The organism is Caballeronia sp. J97 (assembly GCF_905220305.1).
GTDB lineage: Bacteria > Pseudomonadota > Gammaproteobacteria > Burkholderiales > Burkholderiaceae > Caballeronia.
In genome coordinates, this window is the sequence record NZ_CAJMZL010000023.1 from 46902 (window position 1) to 66628 (window position 19727).

At 64.3% G+C, this 19727-nt stretch carries 19 protein-coding genes; 14 read left to right on the forward strand and 5 right to left on the reverse strand.

Annotated features, from left to right (window positions below):
* The first annotated feature begins 29 nt into the window (after nucleotides 1-29).
* The 7 genes from U4Y90_RS25045 to U4Y90_RS25075 all read left to right on the forward strand — a co-directional run bounded on the left by U4Y90_RS25045 (nucleotide 30) and on the right by U4Y90_RS25075 (nucleotide 6657).
* Nucleotides 30-851, forward strand: a complete 822-nt coding sequence (locus U4Y90_RS25045; RefSeq protein ID WP_321798585.1) for a sugar phosphate isomerase/epimerase family protein — start codon at nucleotides 30-32, stop codon at nucleotides 849-851.
* Nucleotides 852-895: 44 nt separating this feature from the next.
* Entirely contained in the window at nucleotides 896-1897 is a 1002-nt protein-coding gene (locus U4Y90_RS25050; RefSeq protein ID WP_321798587.1) for a sugar kinase, read from the forward strand.
* A gap of 44 nt (nucleotides 1898-1941) precedes the next feature.
* Entirely contained in the window at nucleotides 1942-3225 is a 1284-nt protein-coding gene (locus U4Y90_RS25055) for an MFS transporter (protein ID WP_321798588.1), read from the forward strand.
* Nucleotides 3226-3305: 80 nt separating this feature from the next.
* Entirely contained in the window at nucleotides 3306-4274 is a 969-nt protein-coding gene (locus U4Y90_RS25060; RefSeq protein ID WP_321798590.1) for a D-glycerate dehydrogenase, read from the forward strand.
* Between the two features lie 103 nt (nucleotides 4275-4377).
* Complete coding sequence (locus U4Y90_RS25065) at nucleotides 4378-5457, forward strand: LacI family DNA-binding transcriptional regulator (protein ID WP_321798592.1); 1080 nt, start codon at nucleotides 4378-4380, stop codon at nucleotides 5455-5457.
* Entirely contained in the window at nucleotides 5458-6249 is a 792-nt protein-coding gene (locus tag U4Y90_RS25070; RefSeq protein ID WP_321798594.1) for a YhfC family glutamic-type intramembrane protease, read from the forward strand.
* Between the two features lie 42 nt (nucleotides 6250-6291).
* Nucleotides 6292-6657: a DUF3022 domain-containing protein gene (locus U4Y90_RS25075; RefSeq protein WP_321798596.1), complete on the forward strand. Its 366-nt coding sequence runs from the start codon at nucleotides 6292-6294 to the stop codon at nucleotides 6655-6657.
* A 7-nt stretch (nucleotides 6658-6664) separates the two neighbouring features.
* Here the strand turns inward: U4Y90_RS25075 and U4Y90_RS25080 are convergent, their stop codons facing one another.
* Entirely contained in the window at nucleotides 6665-7093 is a 429-nt protein-coding gene (locus tag U4Y90_RS25080) for a PGDYG domain-containing protein (RefSeq protein ID WP_321798598.1), read from the reverse strand.
* Nucleotides 7094-7212: 119 nt separating this feature from the next.
* A complete protein-coding gene (locus tag U4Y90_RS25085) occupies nucleotides 7213-7731 on the reverse strand; it encodes a Spy/CpxP family protein refolding chaperone (protein WP_321798599.1) in 519 nt (172 codons plus the stop codon).
* 163 nt (nucleotides 7732-7894) lie between these two features.
* On the opposite strand from U4Y90_RS25085, the gene U4Y90_RS25090 reads away from it, so the two are divergent.
* The 3 genes from U4Y90_RS25090 to U4Y90_RS25100 all read left to right on the forward strand — a co-directional run bounded on the left by U4Y90_RS25090 (nucleotide 7895) and on the right by U4Y90_RS25100 (nucleotide 10611).
* Nucleotides 7895-8785, forward strand: a complete 891-nt coding sequence (locus U4Y90_RS25090) for a LysR family transcriptional regulator (protein WP_321798601.1) — start codon at nucleotides 7895-7897, stop codon at nucleotides 8783-8785.
* A 112-nt stretch (nucleotides 8786-8897) separates the two neighbouring features.
* Nucleotides 8898-9353, forward strand: coding sequence for an Lrp/AsnC family transcriptional regulator (locus U4Y90_RS25095; protein ID WP_187604671.1), 456 nt, complete (start codon nucleotides 8898-8900; stop codon nucleotides 9351-9353).
* A 148-nt stretch (nucleotides 9354-9501) separates the two neighbouring features.
* Complete coding sequence (locus U4Y90_RS25100; protein WP_321798603.1) at nucleotides 9502-10611, forward strand: saccharopine dehydrogenase family protein; 1110 nt, start codon at nucleotides 9502-9504, stop codon at nucleotides 10609-10611.
* On the opposite strand, the gene U4Y90_RS25105 is transcribed toward U4Y90_RS25100, so the two are convergent.
* Together U4Y90_RS25105 and U4Y90_RS25110 are read right to left on the reverse strand one after the other, a co-directional pair.
* Nucleotides 10608-11186, reverse strand: a complete 579-nt coding sequence (locus U4Y90_RS25105; RefSeq protein ID WP_321798605.1) for an ATP-binding protein — start codon at nucleotides 11184-11186, stop codon at nucleotides 10608-10610. The genes U4Y90_RS25100 and U4Y90_RS25105 overlap by 4 nt on opposite strands.
* A gap of 30 nt (nucleotides 11187-11216) precedes the next feature.
* Nucleotides 11217-12530, reverse strand: coding sequence for a cation:proton antiporter (locus U4Y90_RS25110; protein ID WP_321798606.1), 1314 nt, complete (start codon nucleotides 12528-12530; stop codon nucleotides 11217-11219).
* Nucleotides 12531-12780: 250 nt separating this feature from the next.
* On the opposite strand from U4Y90_RS25110, the gene U4Y90_RS25115 reads away from it, so the two are divergent.
* Nucleotides 12781-14163: an FAD-containing oxidoreductase gene (locus tag U4Y90_RS25115; RefSeq protein WP_321798608.1), complete on the forward strand. Its 1383-nt coding sequence runs from the start codon at nucleotides 12781-12783 to the stop codon at nucleotides 14161-14163.
* 691 nt (nucleotides 14164-14854) lie between these two features.
* On the opposite strand, the gene U4Y90_RS25120 is transcribed toward U4Y90_RS25115, so the two are convergent.
* Entirely contained in the window at nucleotides 14855-15787 is a 933-nt protein-coding gene (locus tag U4Y90_RS25120) for a LysR substrate-binding domain-containing protein (RefSeq protein WP_008349998.1), read from the reverse strand.
* Nucleotides 15788-16057: 270 nt separating this feature from the next.
* Here U4Y90_RS25120 and U4Y90_RS25125 point away from each other — a divergent pair, with 270 nt between their 5' ends.
* From U4Y90_RS25125 to U4Y90_RS25135, 3 genes are read left to right on the forward strand one after another with little or no spacing between them, the layout of a single operon-like run.
* On the forward strand, nucleotides 16058-17632 hold the full coding sequence (locus tag U4Y90_RS25125; protein ID WP_321798611.1) for an ABC transporter ATP-binding protein: 1575 nt from the start codon (nucleotides 16058-16060) through the stop codon (nucleotides 17630-17632).
* Nucleotides 17633-17639: 7 nt separating this feature from the next.
* The gene (locus U4Y90_RS25130; RefSeq protein ID WP_321798613.1) at nucleotides 17640-18746 is read left to right on the forward strand and encodes an ABC transporter permease; all 1107 of its coding nucleotides are present in this window, start codon (nucleotides 17640-17642) and stop codon (nucleotides 18744-18746) included.
* Between the two features lie 16 nt (nucleotides 18747-18762).
* Nucleotides 18763-19692 (forward strand): ABC transporter permease, encoded by a 930-nt coding sequence (locus tag U4Y90_RS25135; RefSeq protein ID WP_321798615.1) that lies wholly within the window; start codon nucleotides 18763-18765, stop codon nucleotides 19690-19692.
* Nucleotides 19693-19727: the final 35 nt, after the last annotated feature.

Here is a 19727-nt window from a genome sequence, read left to right on the forward strand (position 1 = left end):
TCGGGGCCGAAACCAAAGGTGAGAAGCCAGTGAGCCAGATTTCACGGACCGACCGAGACCGCACTGAAGTCGTGATCGTCGCCAGCGCGTTCGGCGCCGATCCGATTCGTCGCGACGGCCACGCCGTCTGGGCGGCGGCCGCGGCGCGCGCGGGCGCGGATGGTTTCGAAGTGCGCCGCGAACTGTTCGCGAGCGAAGCGGATGCCCAGCCCGAAGCGCTCGCGCAACTCGGCGAGCGAATCCGCGCGCAGGGCGTGTGGTCCGTCTATTCGACGCCGGCGACGCTTTTCCGCGACGACGGCTCGCTCGATCTCGACGCGCTCCGGCTCGCCATCGACGAGGCGGCGGCGCTGGAAGCGCGCATCGTCAAGTTGCAGCTCGGCGGCACGGAGCACGGCGTCGCGACCGACGTCGCCACGCTCGACCGCATGCTGACGGGCATCGCGGCATCGAAGGCGCGTGTCGTCGTCGAGAACGGGCAGCTGAAGGCGGGCGGCACGATCGCCGCATTCGAGGCGCTCTTCACGGCGCTGCCTGCCAACAGTGGCCTCACGATGACCTTCGACACGGGCAATTGGCTCTGGGCGGAGCAAGACCCCCTCGACGCCGCCAGGCGCCTCGCGCCTTACGTCGGCTATGTGCATTGCAAGGCCGTGATGGGCGAAGGCGCACGCCGTTTCGCCGCCGCGCCCGCCAACGGCGACGCGCGTTTCGCGACGCTCCTCGCGCATTTGCCGGCCGGCGTGCCGCGCGGCATCGAATATCCGTTCATCCCCGGCGCGGACGTTTCGCTCGACGCCGACGCAGCGCGGCAGGTCGCGCGTATTGTGGAATTTCGGGCGGCATTTTGAATTACGCATTTCGCATTCAGCATTCATCTGCAAAGGACTCGACCATGCAAGCCAAGCCTGAAGCCCTCGACGTCGTCACCTACGGCGAAGCGATGACGATGTTCGTCGCGGCCGTCACCGGCGATCTCGCGAAGGCCGGTCAATTCACGAAGCGCGTCGCGGGTGCGGACCTGAACGTCGCGATCGGCCTGTCGCGCCTCGGCTTCAAGGTGGGCTGGATGAGCCGCGTCGGCAACGATTCGTTCGGCCGCTACGTGCTCGACGTGCTCGCCTCCGAAGGCATCGACGCGCGCCGCGTGACGATCGACGAGCGCTATCCGACCGGTTTCCAGCTCAAGGGCAAGTGCGACGACGGCAGCGATCCGGCGGTCGAATATTTTCGCAAGGGCTCGGCGGCGAGCCATCTTTCGCTCGACGACTACGCCGCCGATTACGTGCTGGGCGCGCGTCATCTGCATCTGACGGGTGTCGCGCCCGCGATTTCGGCGAGCTCGCGCGAACTTGCGTTCCACATGGCCCGCGAAATGCGTGCAGCAGGCAAGACGATCTCGTTCGACCCGAACCTGCGGCCGACGCTATGGCCGTCGCGCGAAGCGATGGCCGAGTCGCTCAACGCACTGGCCGCGCTGGCCGACTGGGTGTTGCCGGGCGTGTCGGAAGGGCTGACGCTGACGGGCTACACGAAACCCGAAGACATCGCCGCGTTTTATCTCGACCGGGGCGCGAAGGGCGTGGTCGTCAAGCTCGGCGCGCAGGGTGCATATTTCCGCACGGCGGACGGCGAGCAGGGCATCGTGCAGGGCGTGCCGGTCGAACGTGTCGTCGATACGGTCGGCGCCGGCGATGGCTTCGCGGTCGGTGTCGTGAGCGCGCTGCTCGAGGGGCGCGACGTCAGGCACGCGATCGCGCGCGGCAACCGCATCGGCGCGCTGGCGATTCAGGTGATCGGCGACAGCGAAGGGCTGCCGACGCGCGCCACGCTCGATCTGCTCGAAGCGCGAGATTCCAACGACAAGACGGCCAAAGCCGCATTCGATCTGGCCTGAGCGCCATCCACCGAGACTCAACCGAATTGCGTTCGGAGACAACCATGCAAAGTTCTTCTACTCCCGCGCTGGCCGTGCGCCGCTGGTGGGCGATCATGCCGATCGTTTTCATCACGTACAGCCTCGCGTATCTCGACCGCGCCAACTACGGCTTCGCCGCGGCTGCGGGCATCAATCAGGATCTCGGCATCAGCAAGGGATTGTCGTCGCTGATCGGCGCGCTGTTTTTCCTCGGCTATTTTTTCTTCCAGATTCCGGGCGCGATCTACGCCGAGCGCCGCAGCGTGAAGAAGCTGGTGTTCTGGAGCCTCGTCCTGTGGGGCGGATGCGCGACGCTCACGGGCATGGTGAGCAACATTCCGTCCTTGATGGCGATCCGTTTCGTGCTCGGCGTCGTCGAGGCCGCGGTGATGCCGGCGATGCTCGTCTTCATTTCGAACTGGTTCACGAAGTCCGAGCGTTCGCGTGCCAACACGTTTTTGATTCTCGGCAATCCGGTGACGGTGCTGTGGATGTCGGTCGTGTCGGGCTATCTCGTGAACTCGTTCGGCTGGCGCCACATGTTCATCGCGGAAGGTCTGCCTGCAGTGGTGTGGGCGGTGATCTGGTGGTTCATCGTGAAGGACAAGCCCGCGCAGGTGAGCTGGCTCACGGACCAGGAAAAGAACGATCTCGACGCGACGCTGCGCGCCGAGCAGGCCGCGATCAAGCCGGTGAAGAACTATCGCGAGGCGTTCAGGTCGCCGGCGGTGATCAAGCTGTGCGCGCAGTATTTCTGCTGGAGCATCGGGGTGTATGGGTTCGTGCTGTGGCTGCCTTCAATTCTGAAGAGCGGTTCGACGCTCGGCATGGTCGAGACGGGCTGGCTCTCCGCAGTGCCGTATCTTGCCGCGACCATCGCGATGCTGCTGGCTTCGTGGGCTTCCGACAAACTTCAGGCGCGCAAGGCTTTCGTGTGGCCGTTCCTGTTGATCGGTGCGGTCGCGTTCGCGGGATCGTATCTGCTGGGTTCGACGAATTTCTGGGCGTCGTATGCGTTGCTGGTGGTCGCGGGCGCCGCGATGTATGCGCCTTATGGGCCGTTTTTCGCGATCGTGCCTGAGTTGCTGCCGAAGAACGTTGCGGGTGGGGCGATGGCGCTTATCAATAGCATGGGCGCGTTGGGGTCGTTCGTCGGGTCGTATTTTGTCGGGTATCTGAATGGGGCTACCGGATCGCCGGCTGCTTCTTATGTATTCATGAGCGTGGCATTGTTGTTGTCTGTGTGGCTTACGTTGGCGGTTAAACCGCAGGCTGTGGTTCGTGCGGGGGGGGTTGTGCGGTCTTGACGTTTTATCGCTGGATCCCGTGGTCGGATCCTGCAGAAGCGCTAACCAACCAAACCGAATACAATCCAACACCCCCCACCATGCCCCGAAAAATCGTAGCCTACAAAGCCCTGCCAAGCGACATCGAAGCCTACCTCCGCAGCCACGCGGACGTGATGAACGTCGACCCGCAAGACCGCGCCGCCTTCGTCGCGGCGCTGAAAGACGCCGACGGCGCTATCGGCGCGAGCGTGAAAGTTTCCTCCGACATGATCGACGGCGCCACGAAGCTCAAAGTCCTCTCGACCATCTCCGTCGGCTTCGATCAGTTCGACGTGGCAGACCTCACGCGCCGCGGCATCGTGCTCACGCACACGCCCGATGTGCTCACCGAATCCACCGCCGACACCGTTTTCGCGCTGATCCTCGCGAGCGCGCGCCGTGTCGTCGAGCTTGCCGAATGGGTCAAGGACGGCCACTGGCAGGCAAGCATCGGCGAGTCGTGCTTCGGCGTCGAGGTGCAAGGCAAGACGCTCGGTATCGTCGGTCTGGGACGTATCGGCGGTGCAGTCGCGCGGCGGGCGGCGCTCGGTTTTCGCATGAATGTGCTCTATACGAACCGTAGCCCGAACGAACAGGCAGAAAAGGAATACGGCGCGAAGCGCGTCGAGCTCGATGAACTGCTCGCCCAGTCCGACTTCGTTTGCCTGCAGGTGCCGCTCACGTCCGAGACGCGCGGTCTCATCGGCGCGAACGAGTTGAAGAAGATGAAGCAGGGCGCGATCCTGATTAACGCATCACGCGGACCGACCGTCGACGAAGCCGCGCTCATCGAGGCGCTGAAGAACGGCACGATTCGCGGTGCCGGCCTCGACGTGTTCGAGCAGGAGCCGCTGCCCGTCGACTCGCCGCTGCTCGCGATGAAGAACGTCGTCGCGCTGCCGCACATCGGCTCGGCTACGCAGGAAACGCGTCACGCGATGGCGCGCAACGCCGCCGAAAATCTCATCGCCGCACTGGACGGCACGCTCGAGCAGAACATCGTCAATCGCGACGTGCTCGTGCGCTGAAAGCGTGGGTCGCGCGGGCATGCGCTAACATGCGCGATGCGAGGAGAACGATAATGAAGGCATCGCGTCCCGCTTCACGGCGAAACGCGCGCCCACGACCACTATGTCCGACGATCCCACTTTGACGAACCGCCCGCCCGCATTCGGCGCGCGCCGCGCGACCATCACCGACGTCGCCCGCGAAGCCGGCACGGGCAAGACCAGCATCTCGCGCTATCTGAACGGCGAGACAGGCGTGCTGTCGCCCGATCTACGCGAACGTATCGAGGCGGCCATCGCGAAGCTCGACTATCGCCCGAATCAGATGGCGCGCGGTTTGAAGCGCGGCCGTAATCGCCTGATCGGCATGCTGCTCGCCGACCTCACCAATCCCTATTCCGTCGAAGTGCTGCAAGGCGTCGAAGCAGCGTGCCACGCGCTCGGCTACATGCCGCTCATCTGTCACGCGGCCAATGAAATCGACATGGAGCGGCGCTATCTGCAACTGCTGACGACGTATCGCGTCGAGGGCGTCATCGTCAACGCGCTCGGCGTGAAGGAAGAGCTCCTGCAAGGCTTCGCGCGCGGGGGCATCCCGGTCGTGCTCGTCGATCGCTCGGTCGAAGGGTTCATCACCGACATGGTCGGGCTCGACAATCCCGCCGCCGTGCAACTCGCGACACGTCATCTCGCCGCACAAGGTTTCGACGAGCTGCTGTTCATCGTGCAGCCCGTCACGCACGTGAGTTCGCGGCGCCTGCGCGAGGCCGCGTTTCGCGAGACTGTCGCGGCGCTCCACGCGAGCGGCTCGACGCTCGTCATCGATCTCGCCGATGCATCGCCCGCGCTCGCGGAGCTCGATACGCGCGTCGCGGCGGCGAAAGTGGCGGGCAAGCGCGTCGCGCTGTTCGCGGCAAACGGGCCGGTCGCGCTGCGCGTCGCGGTGCATCTGAAGGAGCGTCACGGCGCGGACTGGCAGGCGAGCGTCGCGCTGATGTCGATCGACGATTCCGAATGGGCTCAACTTGCCGGCATGACGACGGTCCGCCAGCCGACGTACGATATCGGCCGGCGCGCGGTCGAATTTCTTCACGAACGTCTCGGCGGCGCCGCGATGCCCGCGCGCGAATGCCTGCTGCCGGGCGAACTCGTCGTGCGCGCGTCCACGACACGCGAAACACATCACGCATCACAAGGAATTTGAATGGTCAGTGTCACGACGTTGCTGAGCCTCGCGCTCGCGACGCTCCTCATCGCCGCGATGCCCATCGTGCTGTACAGAACTCTGCGGCCGCGCTTTGCGCTCGTGCCGCGCGAGGCGATTCTCGGCATCGCGGTGTTCGCGCTCTTCGCCATGGTCATCGAACGCGCGTTGCACGGCTTCATGCTGAGCAATCCGGTCACGGCGCCGTGGCTCAGATATCCCGCGATCTTCGTCATCTATGGCGCGATCGCAGCGGGCCTGTGCGAAGAAGTCGGGCGCTTTCTCGCGATGAAATGGCTCATTTCACGCGAGCCGGGCGCGCTCGACCGGCACGGGCCGGGGCTCGGTTACGGCATCGGCCACGGCGGGGCGGAAGCGTGGATCGTCGGCGTGCTCGTGCAGACGCAATGGATCGTCTATGCGGTGCTCGCGAATCGCGGCACCCTCGATTCGCATTTCGCGAGCGCGCCGCTCGAAGCCCTCGCGCGCATTCATCTGGTGCTGATGACCCTGTCGCCGGTGTCGGCGGGCATTTTTCTTGTCGAGCGTGCGAGTGCGTTCGTGCTGCAACTCGGCTTTTCCGCGCTGATGTGGCACATGTTGCGCGAACGCTCGCGTCATGCGCTCGCGTTGCTCATCGCCGCGCATGCGCTCGTTGGCTTGCCCGCCGCGCTCTTTCAGGCGGGGCTCGCGCCGCTCATCGCCGCCGATGCCGTGTATCTCGTGCTCGGCGTGATCGTCGCGGTTGCGCTCGTGCGCTACTATCGGCGTGCTGCGGCGCAGGGCGCATAGATTGCATGTGAGCCGCCGCTTCAAACCGAATATCGACATCGAATGGACGACTATCAATACGACTGCCCGAGCGCGGACATCGACATGCTCGCGCACGTGGTCTGCGATCTCTTTCCCGAGCAGACGCAGTTTGCCGAGCGCCGCGACGATGCGGGCCGGACCTCGCTCGTGATTCACTACGTGGCGATGCGCTTCGGTTCGAGCGCGCGGCGCATCACGATCGACGTGCGATTCGATCCGGCCGCGCTCGCGCGTTATCGCGCGTTGCCACCGCGCATGCACGCGCGCAGCTATGCGGTACTGCGTGCATATGTGGAAGCGACGCTCGGGTCGCTCGAAGAAATGTACGCGGACGGCCAGAGCGTGCCGCGCGAGGTGGACATCGAGATGGGCGAGGACTTCGCCTGAGCTTCGCTCAGACGCTGCGATAAACCTTCGCGAAGCGCGTCGCTTTCACGACGCCATAATCGCCCGGCGCGTACTGCATGACCCAGTCGCCCGCTTCGCCGGTGAGGATGTCGCCGGCCGCGGATCGCGCGATCGAGAAGGGCCCGTGCATTTCTTTCGCGAGCACGACGCTCGGACGGTTGCGATAAGTTCCCGGCTCGCCGTGCGCAATGCCGCCTTCGGGCACGTACTTCGCATCGAAGCGCTCACGCGACACGACCCAGCGTTCGCCGCCGTTGCCCGTGACGATCGCGTCGCCGCTCGCAAAACGGTTCGGTCCTTCGAGGCTCATGAGTTCGCCGGCGGCGGCCGCGAATTCGACGGCCACGGCTTCGTCTTTCACGACGCGGCGTGCGGCGGGATCGGTGGCGAGATCGAGTTGCGAAAGATGGAGCATGGTGCGATAGGAAATGACGTTGGGCAGCGGGATCGTAGCGGCATTCGCGTCATTTTGCATCCGGCGAACGAAAAAAAGCCCGCATCGCGCGATACGGGCTTTCCGGTGTCGAAGACGACTCAGGGCTTCGTCGCCGATGCCGCATCCGCGCCCGCCGCATGCGAACGACGATGCGTCGTGCCGTGACGCGGCTTGCCATGCTCCGAGCGGAAGCTGGTATCGGCCAGCTTTTTTTGCTCCGGCGAAAGGCTCGTGTAAAGCGGCTCGAAGGCTTCGACGAGGCGCTTCGTGCCGTCGGCGTTCGCCTGCGTGATCTGCTCGTATTGCTTCATATCGTCGAGCGCGGACATCGTCTCGCGCTGCGCGATGCGCTGGCGGTAGAGGTCGCCCATCGTGCGGCCGTTCTCGCGCATCACGTCGGCGAACCTGGACCACTGCTCTTCCTGCTGCGGCGTGATCTTGAGACTCGAGTGCAGTTCCGCGATACGCTCCTCGACGCGCGCCTCGCGCTTGCTGGCGCCCGGTGCGGATGCCGCGGCCTGTGCGGCCGGCGCCGACGCCGCAGCGGGCGCCGAAGACTGCGCGAAAACCGGGCTGAGTGCGCAGAAAGCGGCCAATGCTACGAGTGTTCTTTTCATTCGGGTTACCTTCGATCGATATGGAAAGCAGCGTGCTTCGTAAGCTGCGCTGAAAGGCAGCGCGACGATCACGCCATCGGCGGATATTAGTATCACGATTGCATGCGGATTCGTCCGCATTGCCACAACTGCTTACATTCGAAACGTCTCTGGAAAAAATGCAGTGGATACCTTGTTGAGCATGCGGGTTTTCGTCGCGATCGTCGAAGCGGGCAGCCTGAGCGCCGCGGCCGAGCGATTTTCGATCTCCGCGCCGATGGCGGGCAAGCATTTGCAGGCGCTGGAAGCGCGGCTCGATGCACGGTTGATCGTACGCACCACGCGTCGTCAGAGCCTGACCGAAATCGGCCGCGAATATTACGAACGCTGCCGTCGCATTCTCGCTGAAGTCGATTCGGCGGAGTCGCTCGCCGAGTCGATGAGCGCGACGCCGCGCGGCGTATTGCGCGTCACCGTGCCGCTCACTTACGGCGTGCAGTTCGTCACGCCCGCCGTGACCGAGTTTCTCGCGATGTTCGCGCAGATCAGCGTCGAGCTCGATCTGACGAACCGCATGGTCGATATCGTCGAGGAAGGGTTCGACGCCGCCGTGCGCATCGGCACGCTCGCCGAATCGAGCTTCGTCGCGCGTCCGCTCAAACCGTATGCGATGACGGTATGCGCATCGCCGGCCTATCTCGCGCGCGCGGGCACGCCCGCGACGCCGGCCGATCTCGCGAGCCACGAGTGCCTGGGCTTCGTGCACCTGGGCCGCGAAGCCGGCTGGCGGCTCGAAGGCGAGGACGAGGCGATGCACGCGCGCCGCACGCAGTCCGCGCGCTTTCGGGCGAACAATGGTCAGGCGCTCAAGAAGGCGGCGCTCGCCGGCTTCGGCCTCGTGCTTCAGCCGCACGCGCTCGTCGAAGACGAACTGAAGAGCGGTGCGCTCGTCGCCGTGCTGCAGGACTTCCTGCCGAAGCCTTCGCCCGTGCATCTCATCTATCCGCGTGATACCCGGGCGACGCCCAAGCTCGCGCGCTTCGTCGACTTCATGGTGACGAGGCTCGGCGTCTGACCGGCGTTCGTCGCGCAGCGTCTCGGTGATAATGCAAAACACAAAACGCCGAATGCCGCTTGGCATTCAAAACGCATAACGCAAAACACAAAATGCCAAGGATAACGCCCACATGAGACCGCCGCGCCTCGATCAGCTCGACGACATCGATCGCAATCTCGTCGCGCTCCTGCAGATGAATGCGCGGGAGAGCGTCGCGAATCTCGCGCGACAACTGGGCGTCGCGCGCACGACGGTGATCGCGCGCATCGCGCGGCTCGAGAAGAACAATGTGATCGCGGGCTACGGCGTGCGGCTCGGTCAGGACGTGCTCGATGCGAGCATTCAGGCATATGTCGGCATCAAGCTCACGCCGAAGTACGGCCGCGATTTGCAGAAGCGCTTCGCCCGCATGCCGGAGATTCAACTGCTCTGCGCGGTGAGCGGAGAGTTCGATTACGTCGCGTGGCTGCGCGCCGATTCTCCGGATCGCCTCAACGATCTGCTCGACGAGATCGGCGCGCTGGAAGGCGTCGAGCGAACGACGACGTCCATCATCCTCGCGCGCAAGATCGATCGCGTGGGCTAGGCGGGAATGCAAATCGCATCGTTCGATCGTCAAAACGACGAAAAGCATCGTCGAAGCGCATCATTTTGCATCTAGGATCAGTATTCGCGCGCTCCTAAACTGTATGAAGAGGTGTATCGGCCAAAACTCACATACAAAGGAGATGAACATGAAAGTGGCCCTCGTCGGCGCCGGTCTGATCGGTCAAAGCATTGCCCATTTGCTGCGTGAAACGGGGGATTTCGACGTCGTCGCGTTCGATCGCGACGAACACGCGCTCGCGCTTCTCGATGCGCAGGGCATTCCGACGCGCCGCGTCGATTCCGCCGATACCCCCGCGCTGCGCCAGGCATTGACCGGCTTTGACGCGCTCATCAACGCGCTGCCGTATTACCTCGCGATCAACGTCGCGTCGGCGGCGAAAGCGGCCGGCGTGCACTATTTCGATCTGACCGAAGACGTGCGCGCGACGCATGCGATCCGCGCCATCGCCGACGATTCCGAACTGGCGTTCATGCCGCAATGCGGTCTCGCGCCGGGCTTCATCGGCATCGTCGCGCACGATCTGGCGAAGCGTCTCGACGACGTGCGCGAAGTGAAGATGCGCGTCGGCGCGCTGCCCGAGTTCCCGACCAACGCGCTGAAGTACAACCTCACGTGGAGCATCGACGGCCTTATCAACGAGTATTGTCAGCCGTGCGAGGCGATTCGCGAAGGGCGCACGCAATGGGTGCAGCCGCTCGAAGGCGTCGAGCACTTTTCGCTCGATGGCATCGAGTACGAGGCGTTCAATACGTCCGGCGGACTGGGCACGTTGTGCGAAACGCTCGCGGGCAAGGTCGAGACGCTCGACTACAAGTCCGTGCGTTATCCGGGGCATCGGGATCTGATGAAGTTCCTGCTCGACGATCTGCGCATGTCCACCGACCGCGACGGTCTCAAGACGATGTTGAAGCGCGCGGTGCCGTCGACGGCACAGGACGTCGTGCTGATTTTCGTCACGGTGACGGGCATGCGGCGCGGACAGCTCGTGCAGGACGTGTTCACGCGCAAGATCTTCGCGAAGGACGTGTGCGGCACGCCGATGAGCGCGATCCAGATCACGACCGCCGGTGCGATCTGCGCGGAGCTCGATCTTTTCCGCGAAGGCGTGCTGCCGCAGAGCGGTTTCGTGCGTCAGGAGCAGGTGCCGCTCGCCGCGTTCCTGAACAACCGCTTCGGCAAGCTGTACGAAGGCGCGAACGCGGTGGCGACGGCTCGCCAGCTCGCGGCGGCCTAACGGATCAGGCGCGCGAGCAGGTCGTCGCGCGCCTCATCGGACGGCGCGGTGTTGTTGAACATCACGAGCGACCGGGCGAGCGCCTCATCGGGGACGAAGAGGCGCTGACGATATTCCTCCCAATGCGCGAGCTTGTACGCATCGTTCGGATCGCCACGCGCGACGATGCGCTCGCGCGCCACCTCCTCATCCACATGCACCCACACGACGCGAATGGCGACATCGTCACCGATGCCGAGCCACGCGCGATCGAAGAGACGCGCGTTGCGCACCTCGCGCGTCAGCGGCGCGACGATCACGACGCTCACGCCGAGCGCGAGATTTTCAGCGGCCGTATCGACGAGACAGCGATATTCCGGATCGCGGAAATGCTCGATGAAAAGCGGGCTGTCGCGATCGTGCGGATCGCCGGTCAGCGCGCCGATCGCCGCCGCGCTGTAGGCGCCGTAGAGCGTGTCCTTGTCGAGCAGGCAAAAGGGCGCGCCGGTCGCTTGCATGAGCGGCGCGAAGAGCCGCCTGGCGAGCGTCGTCTTGCCGGTGCCGGCATGGCCGCAGAAGAAAATCAGATGCTTCACGCCTGATCGTCCTTGGAGAAATCGCGCGGTTCATTCGTCCGTTCGCGCGCGCTGATAGCGATTCATGAGCGGCGTCGCGGTGATGCCGTGCACGATCACCGAAGCAGCGATGGTCGCGACGACGAGCGGCACGAGCGGCGCGGTCACGTCGTGCGGCGCATGTTCGAGTGCATAGAGCAAATAATAGAACGAGCCGACGCCGCGTATGCCGAACCAGCTCATGAGCCGCCGCTGCGTGCCCGTCGCATGCGAGCCGATGAGCGATGCCTCCACCGCCGCGGGCCGCAACACCAGAAAGAGCGCGACGATCAGCGCGGCCGCCCGCCAGGTGAACAGATCGCGCCACATCGTCGCGAGCACGGCGCCCACCGTCAACATGATCGCCACTTCGGCGATGCGTTCCAGCTCGATCGTGAAGCCGTGCACGCGCTCGGCCATGAATGCGTGCGCGCGCTCCGGATCGGCCGCTGCCGCGCCGAGGTCGTCCGCGTCGATCGTTCCGACCGCCTGTAGCGCGGACTTGTCGCCGCTTTCCTTTTGCTCGACGCGGCGCATCGCGAGACCGGCTGCGAACACCGCAAGAAACGCGTAGGTGTGCAGCAATTCGGCGACGCCGTATGACAACGCGATGACCCCGAGCGCATAGAAGCCTTCCGGTCCGAGCGCCTGCCCATGGCGCGTGCGCAGCCAGGCGACGAGCCGCACCGACAGGGCGCCGAGCAACCAGCCGCTCGCGAGTGCGCCCGCGATGCCCCACATCGCCTGCAGTGCGAAATTCCAGTGCAATGCTTCGCTCGGCGTCGCCTCGAAGCGGCACACCGCGATGCCGAGCAGCGCGAAGGGCAGCGCGATGCCGTCGTTGAGTCCGCCTTCGCCCGTCAGCGAAAAGCGCAGCAAATCGATGTCGCCGGGCGCTTCCACCTGCACGTCATGCGCGAGCACGGGATCGGTCGGCGCGAGCATTGAGGCGAGCAGCAGCGCCGGTCCCCAACCGAGCCCGAGCACGTAGGCGGCAAAGAGCGTGAGCACGGCGACGGTGAGGACCATCGCGACGAGGCCGAGGCGAATGGGCAGAATCCAGATGCGGTCGGTGGGCGGCACGCGCAGCCTCAGACCGATCGCGAACAGCGACACGAGCATCGCGACTTCGGTGATGCGCCTGAGCACCGTGGCGTCGGTCGCGAGGTCGAGCGTCAGCAGATTGGTCGCCGCCGGACCCATCGCGAAGCCGATCGCCAGATAACACATTGCGGTGCTGATCGGCAGGCGCTTGAACGCCGAACTGGCGAGGCCCATGAAAATGAGCACGCCGCCGACGACGAGAAACCAGATCGTCTCGGTCATGAATGCCTTCAGGCTTCGTATGCGGATGATGAGCGGACCGCGCGCCGCAATGCGCGGAGCGTTCGAATAGGGACAGCACGGGGACAGCACGCGCCGTGCCCGTGTCCTCCGGGCGCGCTTCCGGCAAGGTGCCTGCCTGCTGGCCGACTTGCGCGTAATATGCATTTCGATTCGTGCAACGCCATTCGTCATCCGCTTCATTCGCACGGTCTTTTGCGTTACGCATGCAAAAGACCGGGGAGAATTCAGCATGTCACAGCACTTCGATGCGGTCGTCATCGGCACGGGGCAGGGCGGTTCGCCGCTTGCCGTGAGGCTCGCGCAAAGCGGCAGGCGCACTGCCGTGATCGAGCGGCATCTGTTCGGCGGCACCTGCGTGAATGTCGGCTGCACGCCGACGAAGACCTATGTCGCGAGCGCGCGGGCCGCGCATGTCGCGCGTACGGCGGCGCAATACGGCGTCATGATCGGTGGCGATATCACCATCGACATGGCGCGCGTAAAGGCGCGCAAGGACGAGGTGATCGAGGGCTCGCGCACGGGCATCGAGAAGTGGCTGCGTGAGACGGAGAACCTGACCGTGTTCAAGGGGCACGGGCGCTTCACGGGGCCGCACGCGCTGTCCATCGAAACGAACGACGGTTCGATGCAGGCGATCGACGCCGATCTCATCGTCATCAACACGGGCACGCGCGCGGTGGTGCCGAGGGTCGATGGGCTCGAGCGCGTGCCGTATCTGACCAACTCGACGGTTCTCGAATTGACCGAGGTGCCTGCGCATCTGGTGATCGTCGGGGCGAGCTATATCGCGCTCGAATTCGGCCAGATGTTCCGCCGCTTCGGCAGCCGCGTTACGGTGCTCGTGCGCGGCGAGCGCATCCTGACGCGCGAGGACGAGGACGTTGCCCGTGCGATGCAGGATGTGTTCGCGCGCGAGGGCGTCGAATTCCGTTTCGGCGCGCAGATCTCGCGCGTGGAGCCTTCTACGAGCGGCGTGCGCATCTTTAGTGGCGACGAAGTCATCGACGCGTCGCACTTGCTGTTCGCGACGGGCCGCACGCCGAACACCGACGATCTCGGCCTGGAGCATGCGGGCATCGCGGTGAACAGGCACGGCATGATCGATGTCGATGGGCAGTTGCGTACCGAAGTTCAAGGCATCTACGCGTTGGGCGATGTGAACGGGCGCGGCGCGTTCACGCATACATCGTGGAACGATTACGAGATCATCGCTTCGAATCTGCTCGACGGGGAGTCGCGCAGCGTCGACACCCGCATCATGGCTTATGCGGTATTCGTCGATCCGCCGTTCGCCCGTGTGGGGATGAGCGAGGAAGAGGTTCGTCGGGACGGACGTGAGGCGCTCATTGCGACGATGCCGATGTCGCGGGTGGGGCGCGCTCGGGAGCGCGGTGAGACAGATGGTTTCATGAAGGCGCTCGTCGATGCGCGCACACTGCGCTTCTTAGGCGCGGCGATTTATGGAATCGAAGGGGATGAGGCGATTCATACGTTCATCGATATCATGAATGCTGATGCGCCGTATGCTACGTTGCAGCGGGCTATGCATATTCATCCGACGGTGAGCGAGTTGATCCCTACGTTGTTGGAGGGGTTGAAACCGTTGCGGTGAGGTTTGGGTTTTGGTTTGCTTTGGTTTTGGTTTTCGCCGGATCCCGTATTCGCGTCGGTCTATTGGCGTTGCCCCTGTGCGGGGCGGCAGTTACTTTCTTTGCTGCTGCAAAGAAAGTAACCAAAGAAAGCAGCTTCTCCCATCCAAAGTACTTCACACCGGCCGCGGCACAGGCGATTGGCCTGATGGTCCGCCAGTAGCGAGTGCCCCCAAAACCGAACCGGGCTTGGATCGCGCACGGTCTGACAAGCCAGTCGTTCAAGGACACTGGTTCAGCACAAAAGAGCATCGGCACAGCGCTACGCGCTGCCGCCGAGTCCACAAGGGAAACCGACCTTAGGCAATTGCGGTGAGATGGAGGCGTTAGTGGAGAAGCACGCGCGGACCCAATTAACCGGTCGGCCGCGAAGCGGGCCGGCGCTATTTTGTGCTGAACCCGCAAGCATCGCGGTGCGATGGGGCGGACCGTGCGCGAGCCAAGCTGTGTTCTGCTTGCGAGGGCACTCGCTAGTGCCGTTCCATTCAGCCAATCGCCTGTGCCGGGGCCGGTGTGAAGTACTTTGGATGGGGAAAGCTGCTTTCTTTGCCTACTTTCTTTGCAGCAGCAAAGAAAGTAGGTGCCGCCCCGCACAGGGGCAACGCTAATAGACCGACACGAAACAAGGTTTCACGCACAAACAAAGAAGCAAGATCAAGGCTGATCGATCAGCGAGCGCGTCGCTTCGGCGACGAGCCCCCGCAGCCAGCGGACTTCGTCCGAGTAGTGGCAGCGCTCATGCCAAAGCTGGTAATACTGCATAGGCGGAAAATCGAGCGGCGCCGGCACGACGGCGAGCGGCAGGAATCGCGCATAGTGGTCCGCGAACAGCCGCGTCGTCGTGAACACGAGATCGGACTTGATCAGCACATAAGGCGCGAGATTGAAGTAAGGCAGCGTAACGACCACATGACGCTTCAGACGCTCGCGCGCGAGATGCACGTCGATCGCGCCACGCTGGCCGACGGAATAGGGCGTCGGCGCGAGATGCGGCGCGTTGAGGTACTGATCGAGCGTGAGGCCGCCGCGCTTCGCAAACGGATGCGTGTTGCTGACAAGACACACGATCTTGTCGACGAACAGATTGGAGAGGTGCAGTTGTTCCGGCGGCTCCGGCCAATTGCCGACGACGATATCGAGCTTGCCGTCCTCGAGCGCGAGCTCGTAATCGAACGCGGGGCCGAGCGAATGAAACTCGAGCGTGGCGTTGGGCGCGGCCTGCCGGAATCGTTCGACGACGGTCGGCACGAACAACACGTTCAGATAGTCCGGACAGCCGATGCGATAGCACCGCACGGACGTCGACGGATCGAAGTTGTGCTGCTGGACCTTGATGCGCTCGATTTCCCGCAGCGCGTTCTGCGTGGGCTCGAGCAGGCGCAAACCGTATTCGGTCGGCACCATGCCAGACTTGCCGCGCACGAGCAACGGATCTCCGGTGATGTCGCGCAGGCGCCGCAAGGCAGCGCTGATGGCGGGTTGCGACTGATTGAGCTTGACGGCCGCACGCGTCACGCTGCGTTCCATCAGGAGGGTATGCAAGACGCGCAATAAGTACGTATCGATCGCCTCGCGTTGCTGACTCATGTTATCTCCACTATATGTTCTGCCTGATCGACGCAGGGGTGTGACATATCATTTTTAATATGACGGGAAAGTTTCGTCAAGGTGTGGGTTACCCGCAAACATTGGCTGGGCGGGCTGCAACACATAATTTTGAGTTATCGACTTAGCGTCTCGAATTCTGTAAATTCTGCCCGCGACATGAGTTCGCGCGACATGTTCCTGTCTCGCGTGCTCGAGCGGTAACTTTTCCAGCCTGGCCTGCTCGGTGGCCGGGCGCATTCCTGGATCTCAATGGGCGACGCCATCTCAACGTCGACGATGCCACCGCGCCTGGCGTTGTCGGGTATCAGCAAGCAGTATCCGTCCGTCAAGGCGAACGACGGCGTGAATCTCGTCGTCATGCCCGGCGAGATTCATGCCGTGCTCGGCGAGAACGGTGCGGGCAAGTCCACGCTGATGAAGATCATCTACGGCGCGGTGCGGCCGGATGAAGGCGAGATCCGCTGGCAGGGCGAGACGGTCGAGATCGGCAGCCCGGCCGCCGCGCGCAAGCTCGGCATCGGCATGGTGTTTCAGCATTTTTCGCTCTTCGAGACGCTGACGGTCGGTGAAAACATCGCGCTCGCGCTCGACGAAAAGTTCGACATGAAGGCGCTCGGCAAACGCGTTCGCGAAGTGTCGAAGGATTACGGCCTCGACGTCGATCCGCAGCGCCACGTCCACAGCCTGACCGTGGGCGAGCGCCAGCGCGTCGAAATCGTGCGGTGCCTGCTGCAGAATCCGCGTCTTCTGATCATGGACGAGCCGACCTCGGTGCTCACGCCGCAAGCCGTCCAGAAGCTCTTCAAGGTGCTGCGCCGCCTCGCATCGGAGGGCTGCAGCATTCTCTACATCAGCCACAAGCTCGACGAAATCCAGTCGCTGTGCGAGAACGCCACCGTGATGCGCGGCGGGCGCGTGACCGGCAACGTCGACCCGCGCAAGGAAACGCAGGCGTCGCTCGCGCAACTAATGGTCGGCCATTCGCTGCCGGATTACACGCGCCGCGAGCACAAGCCGGGCGACGTGCGGCTCGCGGTGAAGAATCTGTCGGTGGCGAGCCCGGATCCGTTCGGGACCTCGCTCGAGAACGTGTCGTTCGCGGTGCACGCGGGCGAAATCTTCGGCATCGCGGGCGTGTCGGGGAACGGGCAGGCAGAGTTGCTCGCGGCGCTGTCGGGCGAAATCCGCGACAGGCACGTCGCAGCCGATGCCGTGTCGATCTGCGGCAAGCCCGCCGCGCATCTGAGCGCGGGCGGCCGCCGCCGGCGCGGCTTCGCATTCGTGCCGGAAGAGCGGCTCGGACGCGGCGCGGTCCCGGCGATGTCGCTTGCCGACAACGGCCTGCTCACCGCGCATCGCGAAAACATGGTGCGTGGCGGCTGGATCAGATCGGGCACGGTGAAGGCGTTCGCGGAACGCTGCATCAAGTCGTTCGACGTGCGGTGCGGCGGCAGCGACGCGCTCGCGCAAAGCCTGTCGGGCGGCAACTTGCAGAAGTTCATCGTCGGGCGCGAGATCCTTCAGGAGCCGAAGGTGCTCGTGGTCGCGCAGCCGACCTGGGGCGTCGATGTCGGCGCGGCGGGGTTCATCCGCCAGCAACTGCTCGATCTGTCGGCGCGCGGCGTCGCGATTCTCGTGATCTCGGAGGAGCTGGAAGAACTCTTCGACATCTGCGACCGGCTCGCCGTCATCGCGCGCGGCAAGCTCTCGCCGGTGCGCAAGACGAGCGAAACCAACGCGGAGGAAGTCGGCCTCTTCATGGCCGGCCTTTTCGAAGGCAAAGCCGCGCCCGCAGCCGTTCCCGACTCTCTCCTGAAGCATTGACAGAACGATGATCTTCCCCTATCGACTCGAAGCGCGCCCGACGCCCTCGCGCGTCATGCAGCTCGCGGTGCCGGTGGTCGCCGCCGTCGCGACGCTCGTCATCGGCTTTCTGATTTTCAGTCTCGTCGGCCAGGACCCGCTGCGCGCGATGCACGCGTTCTTCATCGAGCCGCTGTCGAGCGTCAACGGCTGGTCGGAGCTCGTGCTCAAGGCATCGCCGCTGTGCCTGATCGGGCTCGGGCTCGCGGTCGGCTATCGCGCCAACGTATGGAACATCGGCGCGGAAGGGCAGATGCTGCTCGGCGGCATCGTCGCGGGCGGCATCGCGATCCATGTCGGCGACGCCTCCGGCTGGTGGACGCTGCCGTTGATGATGCTGGGCGGCATCGCTGGCGGCATGATCTGGGCAGCGATTCCCGCGCTGCTCAAGAGCCGTTTCAACACGAATGAAATCCTGACGAGCCTGATGCTCACCTACGTCGCGACGCAATTGCTCATTTATCTCGTGAGCGGCCCGTGGCGCGATCCGGAAGGCATGAACTTCCCGATCTCGGCGATGTTCGGCGACGACGCGCTGTTCCCGCGCCTCTACGGCGACTGGCACTGGACGTGGCTGAAGGGCACGCGCATCAACGCGTCGGTGTTTCTGACCGTGATCGCGATTCCCTGCGTGTGGCTCTTCATGCGCAAGAGCTTCGCGGGCTTCCGGATGAACGTCGGCGGTCTCGCGCCGCTCGCCGCTCGCTACGCCGGTTTCTCCGACAAGAAAACGATCTGGACCTCGCTGCTCCTGTCGGGCGGTCTCGCGGGCCTCGCGGGGATGGGCGAAGTGGCCGGGCCGATCGGTCAGCTTCAGGCAGGATGGTCCCCGGGCTACGGCTTCACGGCGATCATCGTGGTGTTCGTCGGGCGGCTGCATCCGGTGGGCATCGTGCTCGCGAGCCTGCTGATGGCGCTGCTCTATCTCGGCGGCGAAGCGGTGCAAACGTCGCTGCAACTGCCGCAAGCGCTCGCGGGCGTGTTCCAGGGCTTGCTGCTGTTCTGCCTGCTCGGCTGCGATCTGTTCGTGAATTACCGCATCAAGCGCAGAACGCCCGCGCATCACGCCGTCTGACGAGGCTCAAAAGAATATGGACATCAATCAAGCCAGCAATCTCGCCTCGAGCGCCGTGATCGCCGCGATCCCGCTGATGTACGCGGGCGCGGGCGAACTCGTCGCGGAAAAATCCGGCGTCCTGAATCTGGGCGTCGAAGGGATGATGCTGATGGGCGCCGTCGCCGGCTACGCCGTCACCGCGATCACCGGCAGTCCGTGGCTCGGCATCGTCGCGTCGGTGTTCGCCGGGCTCGCGATGGCGCTGCTCTTCGGCTTTCTCACCATCACGATGCTCGCGAATCAGGTCGCGACCGGCCTGTCGCTGACCATCTTCGGGATCGGTTTTTCGGCGTATGTCGGCAAGCCCTACACGTCGGCGGCGGTGCGCTCGACCATCGACGTGATGCCGATTCCCGGCCTCTCCGCCGTTCCCGTGCTCGGCCCCGCGGTCTTCTCGCTCACGCCGCTCGGCTACCTCGCGTTCATCATGTTCGGCGTGATCGGCTGGTTCCTCTACAAGACGCGCGCGGGGCTCGTGCTGCGCTCGGTCGGCGAATCGCCCGCCGTGGCGCATTCGGTGGGCTTTCCGGTGGTCGGCGTGCGCTATGGCGCGACGCTCTTCGGCGGCGCGATGGCCGGCATCGCGGGCGGTTACTACTCGATCGTCTATCTGCATGTCTGGCAGGAGCAACTGACGTCGGGCCGCGGCTGGATCGCGCTCGCGCTCGTCGTGTTCGCGACGTGGCGCCCCGGGCGGCTTCTCATCGGCGCGCTGCTCTTCGGCGCGGTGATGGCGCTGCAGTTCTATGCGCAGGCGATCGGCGTGCCGGTGCCGACGCAGTTTCTCGCAATGCTGCCGTATATCGCGACGATCGTCGTGCTCGTGCTCATCTCGCGCAACCCGAACACGATCAAGCTGAACGCGCCCGCATCGCTCGGCAAGCCGTTTTTCGCGGCGAGCTGAGGCTGTTGTTCTCGCGCAGCATCGCGGTTCCGTTC

What these genes read in the sequence shown, in the direction of transcription:
- U4Y90_RS25050 (WP_321798587.1), top strand. Translation starts at nt 896, where the DNA reads ATGCAAGCCAAGCCTGAAGCCCTCGACGTCGTCACCTACGGCGAAGCG.
- U4Y90_RS25130 (WP_321798613.1), top strand. Translation starts at nt 17,640, where the DNA reads ATGATCTTCCCCTATCGACTCGAAGCGCGCCCGACGCCCTCGCGCGTC.
- U4Y90_RS25115 (WP_321798608.1), top strand. Translation starts at nt 12,781, where the DNA reads ATGTCACAGCACTTCGATGCGGTCGTCATCGGCACGGGGCAGGGCGGT.
- U4Y90_RS25080 (WP_321798598.1), bottom strand. Translation starts at nt 7,093, where the DNA reads ATGCTCCATCTTTCGCAACTCGATCTCGCCACCGATCCCGCCGCACGC.
- U4Y90_RS25075 (WP_321798596.1), top strand. Translation starts at nt 6,292, where the DNA reads ATGGACGACTATCAATACGACTGCCCGAGCGCGGACATCGACATGCTC.
- U4Y90_RS25125 (WP_321798611.1), top strand. Translation starts at nt 16,058, where the DNA reads ATGGGCGACGCCATCTCAACGTCGACGATGCCACCGCGCCTGGCGTTG.
- U4Y90_RS25060 (WP_321798590.1), top strand. Translation starts at nt 3,306, where the DNA reads ATGCCCCGAAAAATCGTAGCCTACAAAGCCCTGCCAAGCGACATCGAA.
- U4Y90_RS25055 (WP_321798588.1), top strand. Translation starts at nt 1,942, where the DNA reads ATGCAAAGTTCTTCTACTCCCGCGCTGGCCGTGCGCCGCTGGTGGGCG.
- U4Y90_RS25120 (WP_008349998.1), bottom strand. Translation starts at nt 15,787, where the DNA reads ATGAGTCAGCAACGCGAGGCGATCGATACGTACTTATTGCGCGTCTTG.
- U4Y90_RS25100 (WP_321798603.1), top strand. Translation starts at nt 9,502, where the DNA reads ATGAAAGTGGCCCTCGTCGGCGCCGGTCTGATCGGTCAAAGCATTGCC.
- U4Y90_RS25110 (WP_321798606.1), bottom strand. Translation starts at nt 12,530, where the DNA reads ATGACCGAGACGATCTGGTTTCTCGTCGTCGGCGGCGTGCTCATTTTC.
- U4Y90_RS25065 (WP_321798592.1), top strand. Translation starts at nt 4,378, where the DNA reads ATGTCCGACGATCCCACTTTGACGAACCGCCCGCCCGCATTCGGCGCG.
- U4Y90_RS25095 (WP_187604671.1), top strand. Translation starts at nt 8,898, where the DNA reads ATGAGACCGCCGCGCCTCGATCAGCTCGACGACATCGATCGCAATCTC.
- U4Y90_RS25135 (WP_321798615.1), top strand. Translation starts at nt 18,763, where the DNA reads ATGGACATCAATCAAGCCAGCAATCTCGCCTCGAGCGCCGTGATCGCC.
- U4Y90_RS25070 (WP_321798594.1), top strand. Translation starts at nt 5,458, where the DNA reads ATGGTCAGTGTCACGACGTTGCTGAGCCTCGCGCTCGCGACGCTCCTC.
- U4Y90_RS25085 (WP_321798599.1), bottom strand. Translation starts at nt 7,731, where the DNA reads ATGAAAAGAACACTCGTAGCATTGGCCGCTTTCTGCGCACTCAGCCCG.